General features: G+C 60.9%; 19 protein-coding genes. 12 read left to right on the top strand and 7 right to left on the bottom strand.

All coding sequences use genetic code 11. The features are described from left to right. Nucleotides 1-58: 58 nt before the first annotated feature. The 4 genes from hemC to GS_RS16430 are packed head-to-tail and all read right to left on the bottom strand — an operon-like array spanning nt 59 to nt 3,883. A complete protein-coding gene (hemC, locus tag GS_RS16445; protein ID WP_010943896.1) occupies nt 59-1,015 on the bottom strand; it encodes a hydroxymethylbilane synthase in 957 nt (318 codons plus the stop codon). A 58-nt stretch (nt 1,016-1,073) separates the two neighbouring features. After that, entirely contained in the window at nt 1,074-2,378 is a 1,305-nt protein-coding gene (hemA, locus tag GS_RS16440; RefSeq protein WP_010943895.1) for a glutamyl-tRNA reductase, read from the bottom strand. An 18-nt stretch (nt 2,379-2,396) separates the two neighbouring features. Beyond that, nucleotides 2,397-3,212 carry a c-type cytochrome biogenesis protein CcsB gene (ccsB, locus tag GS_RS16435; RefSeq protein WP_010943894.1) on the bottom strand — a complete coding sequence of 272 codons (816 nt, stop codon included), beginning with the start codon at nt 3,210-3,212 and terminating at the stop codon, nt 2,397-2,399. Further along, nucleotides 3,209-3,883 carry a precorrin-2 dehydrogenase/sirohydrochlorin ferrochelatase family protein gene (locus GS_RS16430; RefSeq protein WP_010943893.1) on the bottom strand — a complete coding sequence of 225 codons (675 nt, stop codon included), beginning with the start codon at nt 3,881-3,883 and terminating at the stop codon, nt 3,209-3,211. Before GS_RS16430 ends, ccsB begins: the two co-directional genes overlap by 4 nt. A gap of 205 nt (nt 3,884-4,088) precedes the next feature. Here GS_RS16430 and trxA point away from each other — a divergent pair, with 205 nt between their 5' ends. Continuing rightward, nucleotides 4,089-4,418 (top strand): thioredoxin TrxA, encoded by a 330-nt coding sequence (gene trxA / locus GS_RS16425; protein ID WP_010943892.1) that lies wholly within the window; start codon nt 4,089-4,091, stop codon nt 4,416-4,418. 20 nt (nt 4,419-4,438) lie between these two features. Beyond that, nucleotides 4,439-4,954: a TlpA family protein disulfide reductase gene (locus GS_RS16420; RefSeq protein ID WP_010943891.1), complete on the top strand. Its 516-nt coding sequence runs from the start codon at nt 4,439-4,441 to the stop codon at nt 4,952-4,954. 76 nt (nt 4,955-5,030) lie between these two features. On the opposite strand, the gene uvrC is transcribed toward GS_RS16420, so the two are convergent. Further along, on the bottom strand, nt 5,031-6,872 hold the full coding sequence (uvrC, locus tag GS_RS16415) for an excinuclease ABC subunit UvrC (protein WP_010943890.1): 1,842 nt from the start codon (nt 6,870-6,872) through the stop codon (nt 5,031-5,033). Between the two features lie 204 nt (nt 6,873-7,076). Between uvrC and GS_RS16410 the strand changes: the two genes are divergently transcribed. Beyond that, on the top strand, nt 7,077-9,941 hold the full coding sequence (locus GS_RS16410; protein ID WP_235045036.1) for a hypothetical protein: 2,865 nt from the start codon (nt 7,077-7,079) through the stop codon (nt 9,939-9,941). 1 nt (nt 9,942) lies between these two features. Beyond that, on the top strand, nt 9,943-10,650 hold the full coding sequence (locus tag GS_RS16405) for a LysM peptidoglycan-binding domain-containing protein (protein ID WP_010943888.1): 708 nt from the start codon (nt 9,943-9,945) through the stop codon (nt 10,648-10,650). Between the two features lie 96 nt (nt 10,651-10,746). Here the strand turns inward: GS_RS16405 and GS_RS16400 are convergent, their stop codons facing one another. After that, nucleotides 10,747-12,399 (bottom strand): LysM peptidoglycan-binding domain-containing protein, encoded by a 1,653-nt coding sequence (locus GS_RS16400; protein WP_010943887.1) that lies wholly within the window; start codon nt 12,397-12,399, stop codon nt 10,747-10,749. Nucleotides 12,400-12,431: 32 nt separating this feature from the next. Further along, nucleotides 12,432-13,661, bottom strand: coding sequence for a hypothetical protein (locus GS_RS16395; RefSeq protein ID WP_010943886.1), 1,230 nt, complete (start codon nt 13,659-13,661; stop codon nt 12,432-12,434). 236 nt (nt 13,662-13,897) lie between these two features. Here GS_RS16395 and GS_RS16390 point away from each other — a divergent pair, with 236 nt between their 5' ends. From GS_RS16390 to GS_RS16350, 8 genes are all read left to right on the top strand, one after another. Then, complete coding sequence (locus GS_RS16390; protein WP_164930463.1) at nt 13,898-14,320, top strand: cytochrome C; 423 nt, start codon at nt 13,898-13,900, stop codon at nt 14,318-14,320. Between the two features lie 18 nt (nt 14,321-14,338). After that, the gene (locus GS_RS17660; protein ID WP_010943884.1) at nt 14,339-15,388 is read left to right on the top strand and encodes a DUF3793 family protein; all 1,050 of its coding nucleotides are present in this window, start codon (nt 14,339-14,341) and stop codon (nt 15,386-15,388) included. 12 nt (nt 15,389-15,400) lie between these two features. Further along, the gene (locus tag GS_RS16375; RefSeq protein WP_164930462.1) at nt 15,401-15,577 is read left to right on the top strand and encodes a hypothetical protein; all 177 of its coding nucleotides are present in this window, start codon (nt 15,401-15,403) and stop codon (nt 15,575-15,577) included. After that, a complete protein-coding gene (locus tag GS_RS16370) occupies nt 15,565-16,974 on the top strand; it encodes a carbohydrate porin (RefSeq protein ID WP_010943883.1) in 1,410 nt (469 codons plus the stop codon). The genes GS_RS16375 and GS_RS16370 overlap by 13 nt, the downstream gene beginning before the upstream one ends. 71 nt (nt 16,975-17,045) lie before the next feature. Then, entirely contained in the window at nt 17,046-17,300 is a 255-nt protein-coding gene (locus GS_RS16365) for a FeoA family protein (RefSeq protein ID WP_010943882.1), read from the top strand. 3 nt (nt 17,301-17,303) lie between these two features. Beyond that, nucleotides 17,304-17,531 (top strand): FeoA family protein, encoded by a 228-nt coding sequence (locus GS_RS16360; protein WP_010943881.1) that lies wholly within the window; start codon nt 17,304-17,306, stop codon nt 17,529-17,531. Further along, nucleotides 17,528-19,771, top strand: a complete 2,244-nt coding sequence (gene feoB, locus GS_RS16355; protein ID WP_010943880.1) for a ferrous iron transport protein B — start codon at nt 17,528-17,530, stop codon at nt 19,769-19,771. Before GS_RS16360 ends, feoB begins: the two co-directional genes overlap by 4 nt. A gap of 3 nt (nt 19,772-19,774) precedes the next feature. Continuing rightward, nucleotides 19,775-19,903, top strand: coding sequence for a FeoB-associated Cys-rich membrane protein (locus tag GS_RS16350; RefSeq protein ID WP_010943879.1), 129 nt, complete (start codon nt 19,775-19,777; stop codon nt 19,901-19,903). The last annotated feature ends 56 nt before the right edge of the window (nt 19,904-19,959 follow it).

Below are 19,959 nucleotides of genomic sequence, written 5' to 3'. Positions count from 1 at the left end.
GGCCTCCTCTGAATTCCTCCATGCCCCTGTGGCCGGAGACGGTGAAGCGGATGGACGATTAAACCGGGATTTCCTTCTCCCGGGACACTTCCCGCTGGTAGACCTCGGCAAGAATCTCGTGCCCGCCGTCGGCGAGGAGTTTCTCGGCCAGGGCAATGCCCAGCTTCTCGCAGTCGGTCACCGGCCCTGAGATGCTCTCCTTGACGGAACGGGTGCCATCCACGGAGGCGATAAAGCCGGTCAGCGTCAGGGAGTCTCCGCTCACCTGGCCGTGGGCGGCAATGGGAACCTGGCATCCCCCCTCGCAGCGCCAGAGCAGTGCCCGCTCGGCCCGTACCGCGTGTGCAGTGTCAGGGTGGTTGAAAAAGTCGATGGTTTCGCGGACGGCCTGGTCGTCGAGGCGGCACTCCAGGCCCAGGGCGCCCTGGCCGATAGCCGGCAGGGAGAGATCAACGGGCAGATATTCGGTTACCACGTCGGTGAATCCGAGGCGCTTGAGGCCTGCGGCAGCCAGGATGACGGCGTCCAGCTTGTCCTCGGTGAGCTTCCGGATACGCGTCTCCACGTTGCCGCGGATTATTACCATTTCGAGGTCGGGACGGACCTTGAGGAGCTGGGCCTGGCGGCGCAGCGCCGATGTACCGATTTTCGCCCCCTGGGGCAGATTGGCGAAGGTCACGCCGTTGGAAATGAAAGCATCACGAGGGTCTTCACGCTCGGTGATGCAGACCAGTCCGAGGCCTTCGGGAAACTCGGTCGGCACGTCCTTCATGCTGTGCACGGCGATGTCGATTTCGCCCCTCAGCATCGCCTCCTCGATCTCTTTCACGAAGAGTCCTTTGCCACCCACCTGGGCCAGGGGGACGTCAAGGATCTTGTCGCCGATGGTCTTGATCTTGACCAGCTCGACCTCCATGCCGGGGTAGCGTTTTTCCAGCTCGGACTTGACCCAATTGGCCTGCCAGAGAGCGAGCTGGCTCGCCCGGGTTCCGATTCTGAGGCGGTTAAGTGCCATAGGTTTCCGGTCTCCTTACTGTCTCGTTAATGGGGTAGAACATACATGCAGCAGCGGGTCACTCCTCAAGCTCCAGGCTTCCTTCGGGCTCCGGAAGCTCCGTCTGGAGATCGAAGAGGGTGCGCAGGGCGTCCACATAAAGATCGGTTCGCCCCCCCTGGCCGGTTCGCTTGAGAGTGGCGGTGGGAGGGTGGAGGAGCTTGTTGACGATGGCGGCAGTGAGTGCCTCCAGCCGCTTAGCCCCGTCGGGGGGCAGGTCTTTCCAGGCCGAGAGGGTCTTTTCCAGTTCGGCCCGACGGACATCCTCGAATTTGGAGCGCAGGGCCACGATGGTCGGCGTGACCTCAAGGCTTGATATCCATTTGTAGAACTGGCCGATCTCCTCCTCAATAATGCCTTCCGCCTTTTTGGCTTCCTCGGCCCGTTGCTGGAGGTTGGAGGCGACCACATTCTGGAGATCGTCCATGTCGTAGAGATAGACGTTCTCCACGTCGTTCACCTTGGGGTCGATATCCCGGGGAACGGCGATGTCTATGAAAAACATGGGCTTCATCTTACGGCGGCGAATCACCTCGTCGATGTCCTTGGGCCGGATGATGTAGTGGGTGGCGCCCGTGGAGGAGAGGACGATGTCCGCCTTGTGGAGCTGGTCGAAGAGATCCTCGAAGTGGATCGCTTTTCCCTCGAACTCTTCGGCGAGCCGTTCGGCCCGCTCGTAGGTCCGGTTGGTGACCATGACGCCGCGCGCACCGTTGTTCAGGAAGTGTTTCGCCGCCAGTTCGCACATTTCACCGGCACCGATGAGCATGACGGTCTTGTCGGAAAGGTCGCCGAATATCTTGCGGGCCAGCTCCACGGCGGCAAATGAGACCGAAACGGCCGACGAAGCAATCTTCGTCTCGGTACGGACCCGTTTGGCCACGGAAAATGCCTTGTGCAGGAAGCGGTTGAGGATGATGCCCGAAGTCCTGAACTCCGCGGCGTAACCGTAGGCGGTCTTGATCTGGCCGAGAATCTGGGGTTCGCCCACGACCATGGAGTCAAGGCTTGCCGCTACCCGGAACACGTGACGAATGGCCGCCTCGCCGTGATGACTGTACAGGTGGGGCTCAAGAACCTCGACGGGGACACCGTGATAGTCACCCAGGAAGCGCTTGAGCCGCGCCATGCCGCCGGCCACGTCTCGGGTCGACGCGTAGAGCTCGACCCGGTTACAGGTGGAGACGATCACCGCCTCGGCGATGTCGTCAATGGCGATGAGCATGCGCAGGGGCTTTTCCATCTGGGTCGGGGCAAAAGCGATTTTCTCGCGAATTTCCACGGAGGCTGTCTTGTGCGAGAGCCCCACCACAACAATGTTCATATCAGTATGCCTCTTTTCTCACGTGTAGCTGTGCAGCCCCGACATGAAAAGGTTCACGCCGAGAAAGGTAAAGAGGAGCACGAAAAAACCGATGATGGCGAGCCAGGCCGCCTTTTTGCCGCGCCAGCCGGTGGTGAGCCGGCCGTGGAGGAGTGCAGCGTAGACGAACCACGTAATGAGGGACCACGTTTCCTTCGGGTCCCAGCTCCAGTAAGTGCCCCAGGCGCTTTCCGCCCAGATGGCGCCGCTGATGATCGCGAAGGTAAGGAGCGGAAAGCCGAGGGTGAGGCAGCGGTAGTTGATTTCATCGAGCACGTCCAGGGAGGGAAGCTTCTGGTAGAGTGCGCCGAGCTTCTTGCTCTTGAGAAAATGCTCCTGGATCAGGTACATGATGGCGGCGCCGAAGGCTACCGCGAACGCTGCGTAGCTCAGGAACGCCATGACCGTATGGACGGCGAGCCAGCGGCTCTTGAGAGCCGGATTGAGCGGCGAGATGGCCGAGGGGAAGCCGGTGGAGCCGATCAGGATCAAGAGCACGAGGGGGGTAACGAAGGAGCCGAGGATGATGGTGCGGTACTTGCGCTCAAAGATCAGGTAGACCCCAGCGATCGCCAAACCGAAAAAGGAGAGCGATTCGTGGAGGTTGGTAATCGGCGTGTAGCCCGCCTCGATATAGCGGTCCACGGTATAGACGGCATGGACCACGAATCCGCCGGTCAGTACCCATCGGGAGATCTTGCCGAGTACCTCTCGCGGTTTGACGAGAAACGCGAGATAGGCGACGGTCGCAGCAAGGTAGAGCAGTAGTGTTGCGACGAAAAGAACGGCGTTCATGGGGAGTCCTTTCTCCCGAATCCCAGGTTTTCCAGGGTGAAGTCGGGACCGGCGATGCGTGCGAGGGTTCGGTCCAGTTCCTCGAAGTTCCGCGATCTGACCATTTCAGGCAGCGGTGCGGCGGACAGGTCGTGCAAAATGTGCTTATTGTATGCGGCGTTTTTTGACGCAGTCAACAGCTTTTCACGAATCGCGCCAAGTATGAGTAGGGTTTCAGCATATTCCTGGCCGATGATTTCGGCAATATCATCCCGGACTCGTGCTGCGAAGCCGGGAGCGCCCCCGCCGGTGGAGACTGCAATAACCAGATCGCCTCGTCTGAGGACGGCCGGGCTGGTAAAGCTCCCCCGTTCGGGATCGTCGGTGACGTCAACGGGAATCCCCCTGTTATGGGCCTCCTCGGCCACTGCCCGGTTAACAGCCGGATCGTCGGTAGCGGCATAGGCCAGGACCGACCCAGCCAGATCGCCGTCGGCATAGGGCCGCTGCGCCAAGCAGATCGCGCCTTCATCGGCCAGCTTCATCAACCGCTCATCAAGCCGGGGGGCAACGACCGTCACCCGGGCACCGGCCTCCAGCAGCGAGAGACACTTGCGCCTGGCGACCCCTCCGCCGCCCACAATGGTAACGAGGCGCCCGGATACGTTGATGCTGATGGGGAGGAGTGTCATGAGTTTGTTTCCCTGGTGCCAACAAAATGCACCGCAGTGGTCCTGGTGTAGCAGATTTCACCGTTTTTGCCAAGGGTGACGCGCTTGCCGGAAACGGCACCCGGTGGAGGGAATCGCGGTGATTGCGACCGATTTCCTCCTTGATGTTTTGAAGTTGCTCGGCTATATTCTAAAAATACTATTCTTTTCGGCAAAGGAGGCTTTCATGGCCAGTGACAAAGTCCTCACATTCAGTGACGATACCTTCGATAGCGAGGTGCTCAAGTCGCCCGTTCCGGTTCTCGTTGATTTTTGGGCCACCTGGTGCGCCCCCTGCAAGGCCATCGCTCCTGTCATCGATGCCATTGCCGACGAATTTGACGGAAAAGTGAAGGTCGGCAAGGTTAATGTTGATGATAACCCCGGAACTCCGGGCAAGTACGGCGTGCGCGGCATCCCTACCGTTATCCTCTTCAAGGAGGGCAAGGTCGTGGATCAGGTCGTCGGGGCCGTGCCCAAAGCCCAACTTGAGGCGCTTATCAAAAAAGCGCTGTAATCGGCACAAGAGGGAGTCTTATGAAGGTTACCGGAGTCCTTGGGGTCGTCTCAGCAGCGGCCTTCGTTATCGTGAGCGGATTCACATCGCCGTCCTTCGCCCTGCCCAAAAAGGGTGAGCCGGCTCCTCCTCTCAAGGTGGTAAGCACTTCCGGCCAGCCCATCAGTCTGGCCAATTATAAGGGTTATGTGCTGGTGGTCGACTTTTTTGCCACGTGGTGCCCCCCTTGCCGAGATGCCATCCCCCACTTGGTAACACTCAATCGCAAGTACGGCAAACAGGGGCTTCAGGTTCTCGGCCTCTCTCTAGACGAGGGAGACGAGAAGGGAGTCAAGGATTTTATCCTCAGCAAGCGGATCAACTATCCCGTGGCTCTGGCATCCGGTGACATTCAAACCGATTACGGGCTTCGGTCGTTGCCGACGGTGTACGTCATCGACAAGAAAGGTAACGTGGCGGAAAAGTTCATGGGCGGCTCCGATGAGACCCTGAGAAAAATGGAAGACCTGGTGAAGAAGCTGCTGGCTGAGAAGTAAGGCGCTTCTATTCACGCTGTCCGCATACAAGGCGGCCTCCCACACGGGGGGCCGCCTTCTGTTTTCAGTGCCTGCGTCATGGCGCCTCGGGCTCTTCGCCGTGAAGGGCCTTCCAGATGGCATCCGCCAAGGCGGGGGAGACGGAGGGGACGGCGGCAAGCTGTTCTCGGTCCGCCTGGCGCAGTGCCCTGATGCTGCCGAAACGTTTCAGCAGTTCACGCTTGCGCTTTTCACCGATGCCGGGAATGCCTTCCAGGCTCGATCGGATCGATCCTTTACCGCGCAGCTTCTGGTGATAGGTTATGGCAAAGCGATGAGCTTCGTCCCGGATTCGTGCCAGGAGCAGAAGCGGTGCACCGTTCTGCCGGAGCACCACCGGGTTGCGGCGGCCGGGGAGAAAGACCCGTTCGTCGCTCCGGACCACCTCATTATCGGACATATTTCGCTCTACCCTGCTTTTTGCCAAGGAGACGGCGTCAATGCCGTGAAGCCCCAGCTCCTCCAGGATTGCGGTCAGCACATTCAACTGCCCCATTCCCCCGTCAATCACAATGAGGTCCGGCCGACCGTCCCCGCCGTGTCCGTCCCTGAAGCGCCGGGACAGAACTTCGTGCATCATGGCGAAGTCGTCGGTGCCGGGAACGGTCCGTATCCGGTAGCGGCGGTACCCCGCCTTGTCCGGAGCGCCATTTTGAAACCGGACCCTGCTTCCCACGGAATAGCGTCCCTGGATGGTGGAGATGTCGTAGCATTCGATTCGTCGGGGGAGATTGGTCAGGTGGAGCTTCTCCTTGAGCTCTCCGAGGACCTGCTCCATGCCGGAGTCCTTTTCCCGCTTTTCATGCAGGTACGCCTCGGCGTTTCTCGCCGCCAGCCTGACCAGTTCTGCCTTGGTCCCTCGCACGGGGTGGCGGAGAACGGTCTTTTTCCCTCGCCGTTCCGTTAGCAGTTCGCCGAGGGGGTCCGTGTCGTCCACGGTGAAGGGGATGAGGATTTCATCGGGGATGACGACATCCCTGTTGTAGTAGCCGGACAGGAACGACGAGAGCCCTTCGGCGTCATCCATTTCCCAGTCCAGGAGGTAGTTGCGGCTCCCCATGAGGCGGCCGCCGCGGTAGAAGAGGATCGAGACGGAAAGGTCTGTGGCGTCGCGAAAGAATCCGACTACGTCCGTGTCGCCGTCGCCGGCTACCATCTTCTGCTTCTCTACGGTGACCTCAATGGCGCGGATCAAGTCCCTGTAGCGGGCGGCGTCCTCATACCGTTCATCCGCTGCTGCTGCGGCCATGCGCTGCCTGTAGAGGCGGGTTAGGTCGCTGTTTTTTCCTGCAAGGAACAAGGCCGCGCCTTCTGCCAGTGATTGGTAATCTTCGCCCGAGATGAGCCCGTGACAGGGGGCGGCGCACTGCCTGAGCTGGTAAAAGAGGCAGGGGCGTCTGCGACGGCGGCAGCTCTCCAGCGGGTAGTGGCGGAGCGGGAAGAGCTTGTACAGCTGCTTGAGGACCTCCCGCGCGGCAGAAGCAGAGGAATAGGGGCCGAAGTAGCGGGCTCCGTCCCTGCCCGGCCGTCTCACGATGGTCAGGCGGGGAAACTCCTCGTTCATGTCGAGTCGGAGGGAAAAGTAGGTTTTGTCGTCCCGCAGGTCCAGATTGTACCGGGGGCGATGTTCCTTGATAAGGGTGTTCTCGAGGAGGAGGGCTTCCTTCTCTGTGTCGGTGACGATTACGTCGATGTCGGCGACCCGGCCCACCAGGAACCGGATATGGTAGCGTGACTCTCCCCCCTTGCTGAAATAGGAGCGGACCCGTTTACGGAGGCTCTTGGCCTTTCCCACGTAAAGAATGTCCCCGCCGTTCCCCTTCATGAGGTAGACACCCGGTGCATCGGGGAGGGTTGTCAGTCGCTTGGTGTCGAACATGAATGCTAGTATAGCGGCAGGCAGCAGTTTTGGGAAGGCGAAGCCATCCACGGGCAGCCGTCGATTCGTTGGGCCGTTTATCGCGTAATTACAGGGGTTCGCGCCGGTATTCCCCGTTGACAAGCCACAGTTATGATGCTATGTAACTGAACTGATTACTTACACCCCTTGCAAGCCACTGGAAAGGTTAAGCCCGTGAATTTTATGAAATCCTTCCGCACTACCTTTGTCAGGTGCCTTGCCGGATATCTCATAATCGCGTCGCTTCTTACCTCCCCCGCCTTTGCCGTCACCTCTGAAGACTCACAGATATTCATTGCCGGCTTCAACGCCTATCAGAAGAAGGACTACCAAGCAGCCATCGACCGGATGAAGACGGTCCTCGATAAGTATCCCGATACGCCGTTGCGCGACATGGCCATTTTCTGGCTTGCCCGGGCAAGCTTCAAAGCTGGGTACGAGCGGGATGCCGCCCGCTATATGTCGCAGTTTTTCAAGGAATACCCCGACAGTCCTCTCAAGGGAACCGTGGAGGACGATCTCCTTGGCCTCGTAACACGTTACGACAAGGGGGAGCAACTCCCGGCAATGGCTCGGCGTGGAGCCGAGGCGCCGGTATCGGAGACTTCGGTTGCCCGCCAGGTCCTGGCTGAAAAGACCGCCTCTGCCCGCCAGGCTGCTGAGCAGGCTGCCCAGAAAGCGGCGAGCATTACTGCTGGCGCTGCCACCACTACTGCTGAGGCGGTAGGTGCCGCCACTGCTGCCGCTACCGCTGCGAGTCAAGCTGTCGCTCGGAAAGCGGCTGAGGAGAAAGCGGCTGAGGAGAAAGCGGCCGCCGAGCGCCTTGCCGCGGAGCAGGCTGCCCGGGAACGGGTGGAGGCAGAGAGGCTTGCCGCCCAGAAAGCCGCTCAGGAAAAGGCGACTGCCGAGCGCCGTGTTGCAGAGCAGACTGCCCGCGAGAAAGCCGAAGCTGAGCGGGTTGCTGCCCAGAAGGCTGCAGAAGAGAAGGTGGCTGCCGAGCGCCGTGCCGCAGAGCAGGCTGCCCGCGAGAAAGCCGAAGCTGAGCGGGTTGCTGCCCAGAAGGCTGCAGAAGAGAAGGTGGCTGCCGAGCGCCGTGCCGCAGAGCAGGCTGCCCGTGAGAAGGCCGAGGCTGAGCGGGTTGCCGCCCAGAAGGCCGCAGAAGAGAAGGCGGCTGCCGGGCGTCTTGCCGCAGAGCAGGCCGCCCGCGAGAAAGCCGAAGCTGAGCGTCTTGCCGCAGAGAAGACTGCCGCAGAATTGAGAGCAGCGGAGCAGGCGGCGGCAGCCAAGGTCGAAGCCGAGCGCGTGGCCGCCGACCAGGCCCGGCGCGACAGGGAGGCTGCCGAACGCCTGGCTGCCGAGAAGGCTGCCCGCCAGAAGGAAGAGACTGAACAGTCCGCCGTTCGCCGCGCCGAGGAACAGAAGCGGGCCGCTCTGCGCGAGAAGGCCGTTGCCGAGTATAAATCGCTCATCGACCGCTTCCCGGGGACCCGGGCCGCCGCTGCTGCTGCCGCCAAGCTCGCGGAGATGGGAATCACCCATGTCGCGCCAAGTCCGGCCGTTGCCGCTGCCCCTCCGGCACTCCCCGAAAAGAATGCCCAGATTCTCACGCTGGAAGTGGGGCAGTTCGCCGATGCCGATCTGATGATTCAAGCCCCGGCCCAGGGCCTTGAGGCCGGAAAACGCCACGAGATCCCCTTTGAAGTGGTCAACCGGGGCAACGGAACCGACAGCTTCTATCTTGAATCGGGTTTCCCCTCCGAATTCGGAGCCCAGTTCGCCGATGCCGGCCGGAAGGAGATGCCGATCAATCTGACACCTTCCCTGGCGCCGGGGGAACGATTCCGGGGGATACTCTCCATTGCGGTGCCGCGCGAAGCTATTGACGGACAGAAGCTCGTCTATCCGATCAAGGTCGCTTCGCGGCTCGACCGTGAGGCATCCCAGGCGCGGGACATCTTTCTGACCGCATCGGCTCCGCTCCTGCGGGCAGTGGTCAAGACGGACAAGAATCAGGTGCTTCCCGGGGAGAAGGTCTCCTATCGGGTTGTGCTCCTCAATATCGGCACTGCCGCTGCCCAGGGCGTGGCACTTCGCCTGAACTACCCGCCCCAGTATGAGCCGGTGGGCTTTGGCGAGGCTGGGTTCAAGCAGGAAATGAAGGCGGCTCTCGTTCTGGACGGCATGCGGCTGGTCTCCGGCGAGAGCCGGGAGTTCGAGGTGACGTTCCAGCTCAAGGATGAGGCCATTGCACGTCAGGAACTCTTCCTGCGCGCCGACTTGGTCAACAGCGAGCTGCAGACTCGCGATTCGTTCATCTCTGCGGCGGCTGTGGTCAAACCGGTAAGCGGGGTGGCCGTCAGGACCGCCAGCGAGAAACTTGTGGTGATTCCCGGCCAGCAGGTTTCGATTCCTCTGGTGGTTACCAACACCGGCAACCAGCGCGAGGATGTCATCATCAAGCCCAATCTTCCGCCGAACGTGGCCTATACCGTCTACCAGGACCTGAACCGCGACGGCATCCGGCAGAACAACGAGCCGATCATCAACCACGTAGGGCCCCTCGCGCCCAAGGAAGAATCGTACGTGATCCTCGATCTGTCCACTCCCTTCTCGGAGAGCGACGGGACTGCCGCCACAGTGTCCCTGGCCTTCGAGCCGGAAACCGACCAGGCCCGGGGTGCTCTTGCCTCGTTGCGCCTCCTCTACTCACGGCCGGTGGTGGACCTGGTTATGAGCGGCAAGGGAGGACGCCTGAAGCCGGGCGAGGTTTCCTCCTTCGAGCTGAACTTCACGAACCGCGGTTCAAACATGGCCAAGAGTGTCGAACTCCAAAGCACCATGCCCAAGGACCTGGAGCTGGTGGCGTCCGATCCGTCGTTCGTCCGGAATGCCAACGGCGACTATCTCTGGACCTTCGACGAACTGGGCGCCAGCGAGAAACGCACCATCAAGGTAACGTTCCGCGTCCGTTCGGGCACAGCCGTGGGAACGAGCATCCAGGTCAAGAATGTCCTGAAGTATCAAGACCAGTTGGGGAACAGGTACTGATATGAAGAGCGCACTCAGGGTTGTTTCCGCCTCCCTCGTCCTCTCCATGGCCTCCCTGGCGGCCGGCGGGGAATACCTTCTCTATACGCCCGGGGCTTCGGAAGGGAGCCGTCCTTCGGGCCCGGACGAGGGAGTGCTCGTCAAGAGCATTACCGTCCAGAAGGGGGATACCCTGTATTCCCTCTCCCGCAAGTACAACGGTAAGGGCGGGTACTACCCCCAGATACTTCTCTTCAACGAAATCAAGAACCCCGACCTTATCTACGCCGGCAATAAACTCATGGTGCCGGTGGCCCCGGCCGGTCCGAAAGCGGTGTTCAGCCAACAGCCCTCCGCTGTTCCGGCCGCCGCGGCAAAAAGAGAGTCAGCCGTTCGCCCCGCCCGGGAGAAGGTTGCGCCGGTCGCGGCCCACCGGGAGGCAAAGCGGGAGTCCACTGTGACCACATCCGTGCGGACGCCGGAACCAGCGGCCGCCACCCCCCCCGTGCCTTCGCGGCCTGCGGCGGAAGCGCACCGACCTCAAACGGGAAAGGCGGATGATAACGAGCACTCTCTCTACGAGAAAGGAGTGAGCGCATACAAGTCAGGAGCCTATTCGCAGTCCGTTGAGCTGTTCGAGCGCTTCCTGGCCCGTTATCCGTCCTCTCCACTGGTCCCCGATGCAACGCTCTATCGTGCGGATGCCTTCCTCAAGATGGCCGGTCAGTAACGCTCTAACCACTCAGCCGAACGGCAGGCGGTTCATATGCAAAGAGGGGGGTGTCCCGACGGACGCCCCCCTCTTTGCATTTTCTGCCCTATGCTGCTAGCGTTCCCATTGTAATAATTCTGCGAATGCCGGGTCCACGGGGCGATCGATGATCAGCATGCGGCCGCTAACCGGCCCCAGCCGCGTCACCCTGAACCCCAGCGCCGATACGGTATAACGGTCATGGGTGAAATCATGGCGGCCGAAGGAGTGGGGATAGCGCAGAACCGTGAGGATCTTGTCCGCGACGGTGGCGAAGTCGTCTTTGTCTCCCAGTTGGATGATGCCGTATCCTTCCAGCTGCAGCAGGCGAAAGAGCGTGTAGTTGTAGGAGTCATTGTCGTTACAGCTCAGGATGAACTTCTTCCCGTCGTTTTCAAAATATCCATCCACGCGGATGCTGAACCGGCTCTCCGCATTCTCCCCCATGGAGCCCGATACAATCCGGTTGCGGTCAAGCTTCACGGCCAGGACACCAAGCAATTGGACAGCCAATTCGCACGGGGTCGTGCCGGTTACGCTCCTCAACTCGTAGCCCGGTACCGACGGCGGCTGCGGAGCGACATCGCAGAATTCCACACTGTTGATCCCGTTATCGGCAAGGGCCGAGATGAGTGCTGCTGGGAGGCAGGACCCGTTACGCTCAAGAAAGAGAAATACATTTTCCGGTCCACGCGTGGCAACTGCCGGCAGCCTGGTAATTCGGTAGTCGGCCTTGACCGTGAGCTGGGGATCGGAGCCTATTGTGGCGACGGCGTCTTCTTCCACGTGGGCAAATTCCGCGGTGCGCAGCAGGACGGTGAAAAAATCCCGTTCACTGCTGGCTCCGCGCGAGACCAGCCGGATATCGGGATGTCTTTCAGCCAAGGTGCTTTTGTCGCGGGGAAGCAGAGTCCCTTTCATGTCGACCAGTATCTTCCCACCGTCAGCGGCGAGAAGAAGGGGGAATTCCTCGGGCGGGAGCACCCTGCCGTTGAGTGTGATGGGTTCCACCCTTTCCTGGCCGGGGACGAGGCTCTGCCACAGGGTGATGAGCCGCCGGCTGAAAGAGGAGGGCGCCGAAACGACGACCGGTGCCGGGGAGATCGGTGGTGCTGCTTCAGCGGGGCGCGTTGCCGGTGCCGGCTCGGGCCGGGGGGGCACGGGAGCGGCGGCTTCAGTAACAGGGGGGGCTGTCTGCTCAGACGGTGGAGCCGGGCCTGATTCAACAACCTGGGGCGATGGCTCCGTAGGGGGGGCAACTGCTACGGTTGCGGCGGGTTCGGCCGTCTCCCGGCGTTCACCGAACTCCTGAACGCGTACAGCAGCCCGTGGCCCCTCAAGGGGAATGAGGATGGTCTGTCCAACCGAAAGACGAGTGATGCTCCGCAGGTTGTTGATCCTCTGGATTTCAGGGATGAGCGCTTCAGCCGCCGCATTTGAAAGGCCGTATTCCCGCATCAGTATCTTGAAGATGAAGTCACCCGGCTTAACGGTATAACGGGAAACACCCCTCTTCGTTTCGGCAGGGACGGTATCGCGCTTGGTTTCGGCAGAAGCGGCCGGAGCGGGGGCTTTGCGCTTGGGAGCGCGCTTGGCCGGGGCAACGGTCTGCAGGTCCTTCACGTCGAGTTCGAAAGAGGTGGCGGAGGCTGACGCCGTGGCGCTAATGGCCATGAGCAGAAGAGAGGCACGAAGCAACTGGACCCGGTAGAAATGGCATGTGTTCATGTGGTTCCTCGGAGAGCGGGATGGCAGGGCCATCAGGGGAAATAGACTACAAACGCCCTGATGGAGCCTTTGGGCGCTGTCCGGTAGATCAGTATCCTGGCCCCGGCCGTGGTCGTACCCTTTTCCACGTGGAAAGAGCCCTTGGTTTCCTTGCCGTTGATTGAGAACTGTCGTACCCGGGTCATTTGCTCAAGGGCTCCGCGCATGAACGATTCGGGGATCCCGACACCGCTACGGTCGATGGACTGGATCGCCTTGATGATACCTGCCTCGCGGTAGACCTTGAACTCGGTGCGGGCGCCCAGGTATCGCTCCCATCCGGGATTTTTTTCGCCATACGCGCGGTCAGGTTTCTGGCGAGGGATGAAGGGGGGCAGTTCGGTCATGCCGGCCGGTGGGGTCTGGGCGGGAGCGATCGCCGGAGGCAATGTCTCCGGTGCAGGTGCCGGCGGCTGCGACGCTGGCTTCTGCTGCGCTGTGCCGGAAGGCGTAGGTTTAACCTCGGCAACTGGGGTCTGCGTGGGGTGCGTTGTGGAGTTGGTGCCAAGCGAGACGGCGAGATAGATGACCGCTGCCGCGACAATCAACACAGCTATCCCGATAGCGAACGGCCTGACCGTGGACCGCAAGGCGCCGGGCCGACTGCGGGCAGGCTGTTCCTGGGGCGCGTCTTCATGCGCAGGTTCAGCCTGCCGGCCAAGGGCCACGTGCTCCTCGATCTCGGCTAGAGGCACCGGGGGAAGGGTCTCTTCCAAGACACTCTGTAATTTCTGGTCAAAGGGGGACGGCTCCGTTGGTTCCGGAGTCGGGGGGACATCGTCGGCCACCTGCGTCGCCTGGGATGGGGTGGCGGCCTCCTCCGTTTCGGCCCCTGCCTCCGTCACCGCCGGCACGTCCTGCCGGTGCATGGCGCCGGTAATGAGACCGATAATGGCGGCGGAGAGGACCACATCCGCCTGAGTGAGGTCCAGGCATGAGTCGATTACGCCTGGCACCGGTGTGCACTCGGTCGCATCGCCGAACAGAACGATCGTCGGTCGCCCGTCCGTTTGGCCCGAGATCAGGTGCCGTGCGAGAATTTCGCCCGAAAGTCCCGACAGATGGTTCTGGATGAAGAGGAAGTCGGGGGAGGATTCGGCCATCTCCTCGGTGCCCTGGTTCAGGGTCCGACACATCCTGAAGTGAATCTGAGAAGACTCCTTCGTGAAGCTGAAGAGTCCTTCAAGCCGAGCTTGATCGGCAATGAGTAGGATTGTGACCACGTGTCCCCCGCTTTCCCTGAAGCTGGCCGTATTCTAAGAAACCGGCGTCGGAGAATCAACACTTTAATACATCATGGAAATGCGGTCGCCTCCCTATAGGCACAGTTAAATACGTTCCGGGGCTCCGACTGCAAAAAAACATTGACAACATATCCCCGGCCTTGTTAAAAGTGAAAAACATTTTCAAATTCAACAAGGGGTCCACGGTGCAAAAAACAACTATTCTTTCGCTTGTTATGGGCCTTTTGGTTGCGGCTACCGCATGGGGTGGCGAGGTGACCTATCGCAAGGACATCAAGCCGATCTTCGATGTCAGGTGTGCAGGCTGCCATGGCGCGGATGCTGCCCCCGAATACCACGCCTTCAAGGCCGAGAAGGAAAAATGGCTTGCCAAGGGGCAGGGGATGCGGATGGACACATACAGCCACCTGATTTTTTATACGGCGTGGCCTGACACCGGCGCCCTCATGCGCAGGCTTGACGACGGCAAAAACAGCAAGGATGCCAAGCCGGGGAATATGTACCGGCATCTCGGTGCCACCGAGGAAGAACGACAAAGAAACCTCGCGGTTTTCAAGGCGTGGGTCGGGGTCTGGAATCTCAAAAAATGGCCCGACATTACCAAGGAAGAGCTTAACGCCATCACGGTCACGTACTGACGAGGGAAAGGGGTTGCCATGGGGCAGATGATTTCGGAAATGCGGCACGGTGTCCGGCGGCCGGTCTGGCACGATCTGGCGGAACGGTTCGATGAGCCCCGGGAGTGTCTTGCGTCGTTTCTCGCGCTGGAAGCGGCTGAGGTGCTTGCGGGCGAAAAGCCCGCCAACCTGATCGGTATCGCCAACCGTACCCGTGCATGCGGCCGCAACCTTTACGTCCTCTGGAAGCAGTGGGGGGCGATGGTGCTGGGCGAGAGCGGCCTTGCCGTCCGGGAGTTGTCCGACCGTGGGGATTCATTGTTGCTGCTTCTTTATCGCCCGGAAGCCCTTGAGGCGCTGCTGCGCCGCCCCAGTGCTTCAGCAGTGCTGGCGCGGGCGGGATACGGTGCTGCAACCGGGCTTGATGAAGTGCTGACGGAACTGTCGACTCGCATTGACGGTGACCGATTCCCTCATGAGATCGGGGTGTTTCTAGGCTATCCCCTTAAAGATGTGGCGGCATTCATGGGGTTGGTGAGGATTCCGTTCGCCTGCCAGGGGCCGTGGAAGATATTCGGCGATCCCAGGGAGAGTCTGCGCCTTGCCGAAGTCTTTCGCTGTTGCCGGGCTCGGATGGCGGAACGCTTGAACAGATGCACGTCGGCGCTCGATTGTCTGGCGGACGGGTCACCACGCCCAGTTGTCGGTTTTGATGAAATTGAAAGTCATAGTTATGGGGGTAAGGCCATGTGCATTGCGGTGATCGGCGGCATGGACCGCCTGGAGAAACACTATCGGGAAGAGGCGGTCCGTTCAGGGGTGGAGCTGCGAATGTTCTCCCAGTCGGAAAACAATATCGCCGTCAAATTGAAGCGCTTCGATGCCTTGGTCATCTTCACCAACAAGGTGTCCCACCGGGTGAAGAACGAGGCCATGGCCGTGGCGAAGCAGAATGGTATCCCAGTCTTCATGCACCATTCGTGTGGTGTCTGCACGCTTAGGGATTGCCTGAGTTGCCTTACCGCCACGGTCGCCCATGTCGGGGAATCGGATCGGCCGGACCTGGGTCGGCGGAAAAACCATTCCTGACAAACATTACTTATGGAACGACGCACGCAAAGGCCGGAGCAGCACTGGACCTCGGGCATCGGCATGAATGCGTGGACAGTTTACGCTCAGCAATTGAAAATGGAATTCATTTTTATGGTGGTCGACGGAGCCGATGGCGGTATCTGCCGGCTGGAGCGACACGACAAGGAGGGAACATGCGGAACATGAAGAAGGTGTTGGTGGTGGGTCTCGCGCTGCTCGGGAGTCTGGTCGTCGGCTCCACGGGAGCCCAGGCGCGCAATCCGGAATTTGCTCTTCCCGAGAAGGTCGAGGTAAAGCACAAGGCCTGCCAGGAGATCTTACGGCTTGCGGCCACGTATCAGGTGGAGGGGTTGTTCTCAAAGGAATTCGAGGCGGGCCAGGTGTGCTACACCCGCACGGACCTGGCGGTGGTGCTGGAGCTGCTGACCGAGAAACTGGCGGAGAAAGTGGTGAAGGAAGGCTCGGCCGCCGTGGCCAAGGAAGACCTGGTGCTCCTGGCGGAGCTCCAGGACGAACTGCGCGGGGAAATGCTCCTGGCACGCACCCGTACCTTCCAGCAGCGCCGGGAGGGTCTCGGCACCAGGCTCACCGCCATCACCAAGAACATCTCCCTCAGCGGGGGACTGGTGGGGGTCCTCCAGGGCTCCATCGGCAATGAGCCCTCCGACCACGTGGACGTGGTCGGCAGGGGAGACCTGGTCTTCAGTTTCAAGGTGGGTGAGAACACCATCGCGGTGATCGACGTGGAGGCGACCGGCGGCAACGGCATCGACACCAGGGTGCCCAGCTTCTCGCTGCTGAACGCCGTGGCCGGCAGCACCGGTGATACGGTCCGCTTCCGCGAAGCATGGGTAGAGCATGCGGCGTTCGATGAACGCCTGATCCTAACCGCCGGCAAGATCGACCTGACCAACTACTTCGACGCCAACGGCGTGGCAAACGACGAGAACAGCCAGTTTCTGGCCGGAGCCTTCGTGAACTCGGCGGTTCTGGGTGCCCCCGGCAACGGGCCGGGAGCCAGGCTCCAGGCAAAGCTGGGCGAGCCGCTCACCTTCGGCCTCGGCTACGGCAGCGGCGACACCGACACGGAGGATGTGTTCTCGCACGGCTACGGAATAGCCGAGCTGGACTACACCCTCAAGGTAGGTGAACTGGAAGGGAACTACCGCGTCTATGGCAGCCTGGACGGAGCGCGTGCCGATGGCGAGGTGAAGCTGCAGGAAAAAAACGCCTTCGGGTTCGGGATCAGCGCTGACCAGCAGGTGACCGACAAGCTGACCCTGTTCGTGCGCTATGGCCAGCGTGACGAGGACGTCTATGCCACGAAGATGGCCTGGAGCGCCGGCGGACAGTACGCCGGGCTGCTTCCCGAGCGCAAGGATGATGTCCTCGGCTTTGCCTACGGACAGGTGAAGGCCGTGGGTGCTGACTCACAGGAAAAACTGGCGGAGCTCTACTACAAGGTCCAGGTGAACGAGCAGATCAGCATCGCGCCTGTGGTTCAGTACCTGATCAATCCTCTGGGGGACAGCAGCAGGGATGACGTGGTGGCACTGGGGCTGCGCTCACTGATCAGTTTTTAACGGCATATTCCGACAACCCCGGCAGGGGGAATGAAGCACCCCCTGCCGGAATGTTCACGAAAGGAGTTCCCATGATACCCCTGGGACTGCTGAACCCCGGCGAGGACGGGGAGATTGTCGAAGTCAGAACCATCAAGCCCCACTGTAGCGGCCTCTGCCGGGACGAACGGGAGAAGGGCGATGTCCGGGTAGAGGACATGGGGCTACGCGTCGGCAAGCGGGTTGAGATGCTCAACAACAGCAGCGGGCCGGTGCTTGTAAAGGTGGATGAATCGCGAATCGCCGTCGACCGCGGCATGGCAATGAAAATAATGGTGAGGAGGTAAACGATGAATCTGGCAAAGCTCAGGCCGGGGGAAAAGGGGCGGATTACCGCCATCGGAGCGATCGGCCCCCTGAAGCGGCGACTCATGGATATGGGTGTTCTGGTGGGGGAAGAGGTGCGGGTAATCAAGATCGCCCCCCTCGGCGATCCCATCGAGGTGTCGATCAAGAACTACAATCTGTCGCTCCGCAAGAATGAGGCGGAAGGGATCGCGGTGGAGGTGATGGCATGAGCGTGCAGGCGAAAAAGAGGAATGGCCTGACGGAGGATGAACAGGGTGATGGGCAGAAGGCCTTCCTGCGTCCCGTGACGAAGCGGGCGATAACCGTGGCAGTGGCCGGCAACCCCAACTCGGGCAAGTCGACCCTGATCAACGCCATTGCCGGTACCCGTCTCCAGGTAGGGAACTGGGCCGGCGTCACCGTAGAGAAAAAAGAGGCATCCTTCGAGTTCCAGGGGCGGAAGATCCGGCTGGTGGACCTCCCCGGCACCTACTCCCTCTCCCCCTATACCCAGGAAGAGATCATCGCGCGCGATTACCTAGTCCACGAACGCCCCGACCTGATCATCAACGTGGTGGATGCCACCAACCTGGAACGAAACCTCTACCTCACGGTGCAGCTCCTGGAGTTGGGGATCCCGTTGGTGATGGCCCTCAACATCTATGACGAGGCCGAGGCCAAGGGGTACGCTATCGACGTGAAAGGAATCGAGCAGATGCTCGGCATCACGGTCGTCCCCACCTCAGCCACCAGGAGGAGCGGCCTTGACGAGCTGCTGGCCGGGGTTGACAGGACGGCGGACGATCCCGCGGTTCACACTCCGGCCCGCCTCAACTATGGCGAGGATATCGAGACCGCGGCCGAGTTCGTGGAGAGCGCCCTCGGGAAGAATCATCCGCAACTCGTCGAAAAGTATCCGCCGCGCTGGCTGGTGCTGAAGCTCATGGAAGGAGACGGCCACGTTGCGAAAGAGGCGAACTTCGGCCACGACGCCATGCTTGACGAGGCGCTCCATCACCTGCGCCGGGCTCACGGCGAAGATATCGAAGCCCTCATGGCCGATGCCCGTTACGGCCTGGCATCCGGCCTCACCCGCGAGGTATTGAAAAAGCCTGAACTGCGGCGGATGGAGCTCACCGAAAAGATCGACCGAATCGTTCTGAACCGGTTCCTGGGGATACCCATCTTCCTGGCCGCCATGTGGTTGGTGTTCAAGCTCACCTTCGACCTATCCTCTCCCTTTGCCGACTGGATCGACGGCATGGCGGGCGGTCCCTTCAAGCGGTGGTCCGAAGCAATCCTCGGGGGGATCGGCGCTCCCGACTGGACCGTCTCGCTGGTGAACGACGGCGTCATCGCTGGGGTCGGATTTGTCCTGGTCTTTGTCCCGGTTATCTTTGCCATGATGTTCTTCATCACCTTCCTGGAGGGGAGCGGCTACATGGCGCGGGCGGCCTTTGTCATGGACCGGGCCATGCACGCCATCGGCCTCCACGGCAAATCGTTCATCCCCATGCTCCTGGGCTTCGGCTGCAACGTCCCGGGCATCTACGCGACGCGCACCCTTGAGAATCCCCGGGACAAGGCGCTGACCGCGCTTCTGCTGCCCCTCATGTCGTGCGGGGCGCGGCTGCCGGTCTACGTCCTCTTTGCCGGCACCTTCTTCGCCGCCAACTCCGGCACGGTGATCTGGTCCCTCTATGTCATGGGGATCGTCCTTGCCATGGCCATGGGGCTCATCTTCAAGAAGACGCTCTTCCGGGGCGAGGCGCCAATGTTCATCATGGAACTTCCCCCCTACCGGATGCCTTCGTTCAGGAGCCTCTGCCTCCACACCTGGGAGAAGGGGAAGCACTTTCTGATCAAGGCGGGAACCTATATCCTGGCGGTTTCGATTTTTGTCTGGTTCCTCCTTAACCTCCCCTGGGGAGTGGAGAACAAGAAGGATTCGTGCCTGGGCCAGGCGGGCCAGGTGGTGGCACCGGCTCTTGCACCCCTGGGCTTCGGCACCTGGGAGGCGGCCTCCTCCCTCATTACCGGCGTCATTGCCAAGGAAATCGTCGTGGGGACCATGGGCGAGATCTACGCTCCCGAGAAGAAGGAAAAGGAGAAGAGTGAGGCCCCGGCCCCGACCCTGGGCGAGGATCTGAAGGAGATCGCCGTCTCCTTCGGTGTTGCGGCCAAGACCGCAGTCACCACAACCCTCGGCATCGGCGGAGCGGCCGAGGAAGAGGAGGATCAGACATCCCTCAAGGCTGCGGTGGGTCAGGCGTTCACGCCGCTTTCGGCCTACGCCTTCATGTGCTTCGTGCTCCTCTACATGCCGTGCGTGGTGGTGGCCATCGCCATGCGCCAGGAGTTCGGTTCCTGGAAGTGGTTCGGGGTTGCCTTCCTCTACCAGACGGCCCTGGCCTGGGGGGTGGCATTTATCGTCTACCAGGGGGGAACACTCCTTGGCCTGGGAGGGTAAACCATGGGAACCACCGACATGATCATCTCGGCCGCCATCCTCGGGGTGGCGGCTTGGCTCCTCTACCGCTCCGTCTGGAAGAAGAAGGGGCATTGCCAGGGGTGCGAGGGGGGATGCTGCGATAAGAAGTGAGGGGAAAAAGGGGTGGACAGGTGATAGTCTGACCATGTACGGTTGACGCGCTTTAG

This window comes from Geobacter sulfurreducens PCA, assembly GCF_000007985.2.
Lineage (GTDB): Bacteria > Desulfobacterota > Desulfuromonadia > Geobacterales > Geobacteraceae > Geobacter > Geobacter sulfurreducens.
Note: the sequence above shows the minus strand (reverse complement) of the source record. Positions and strands in the feature narration are given on the sequence as shown.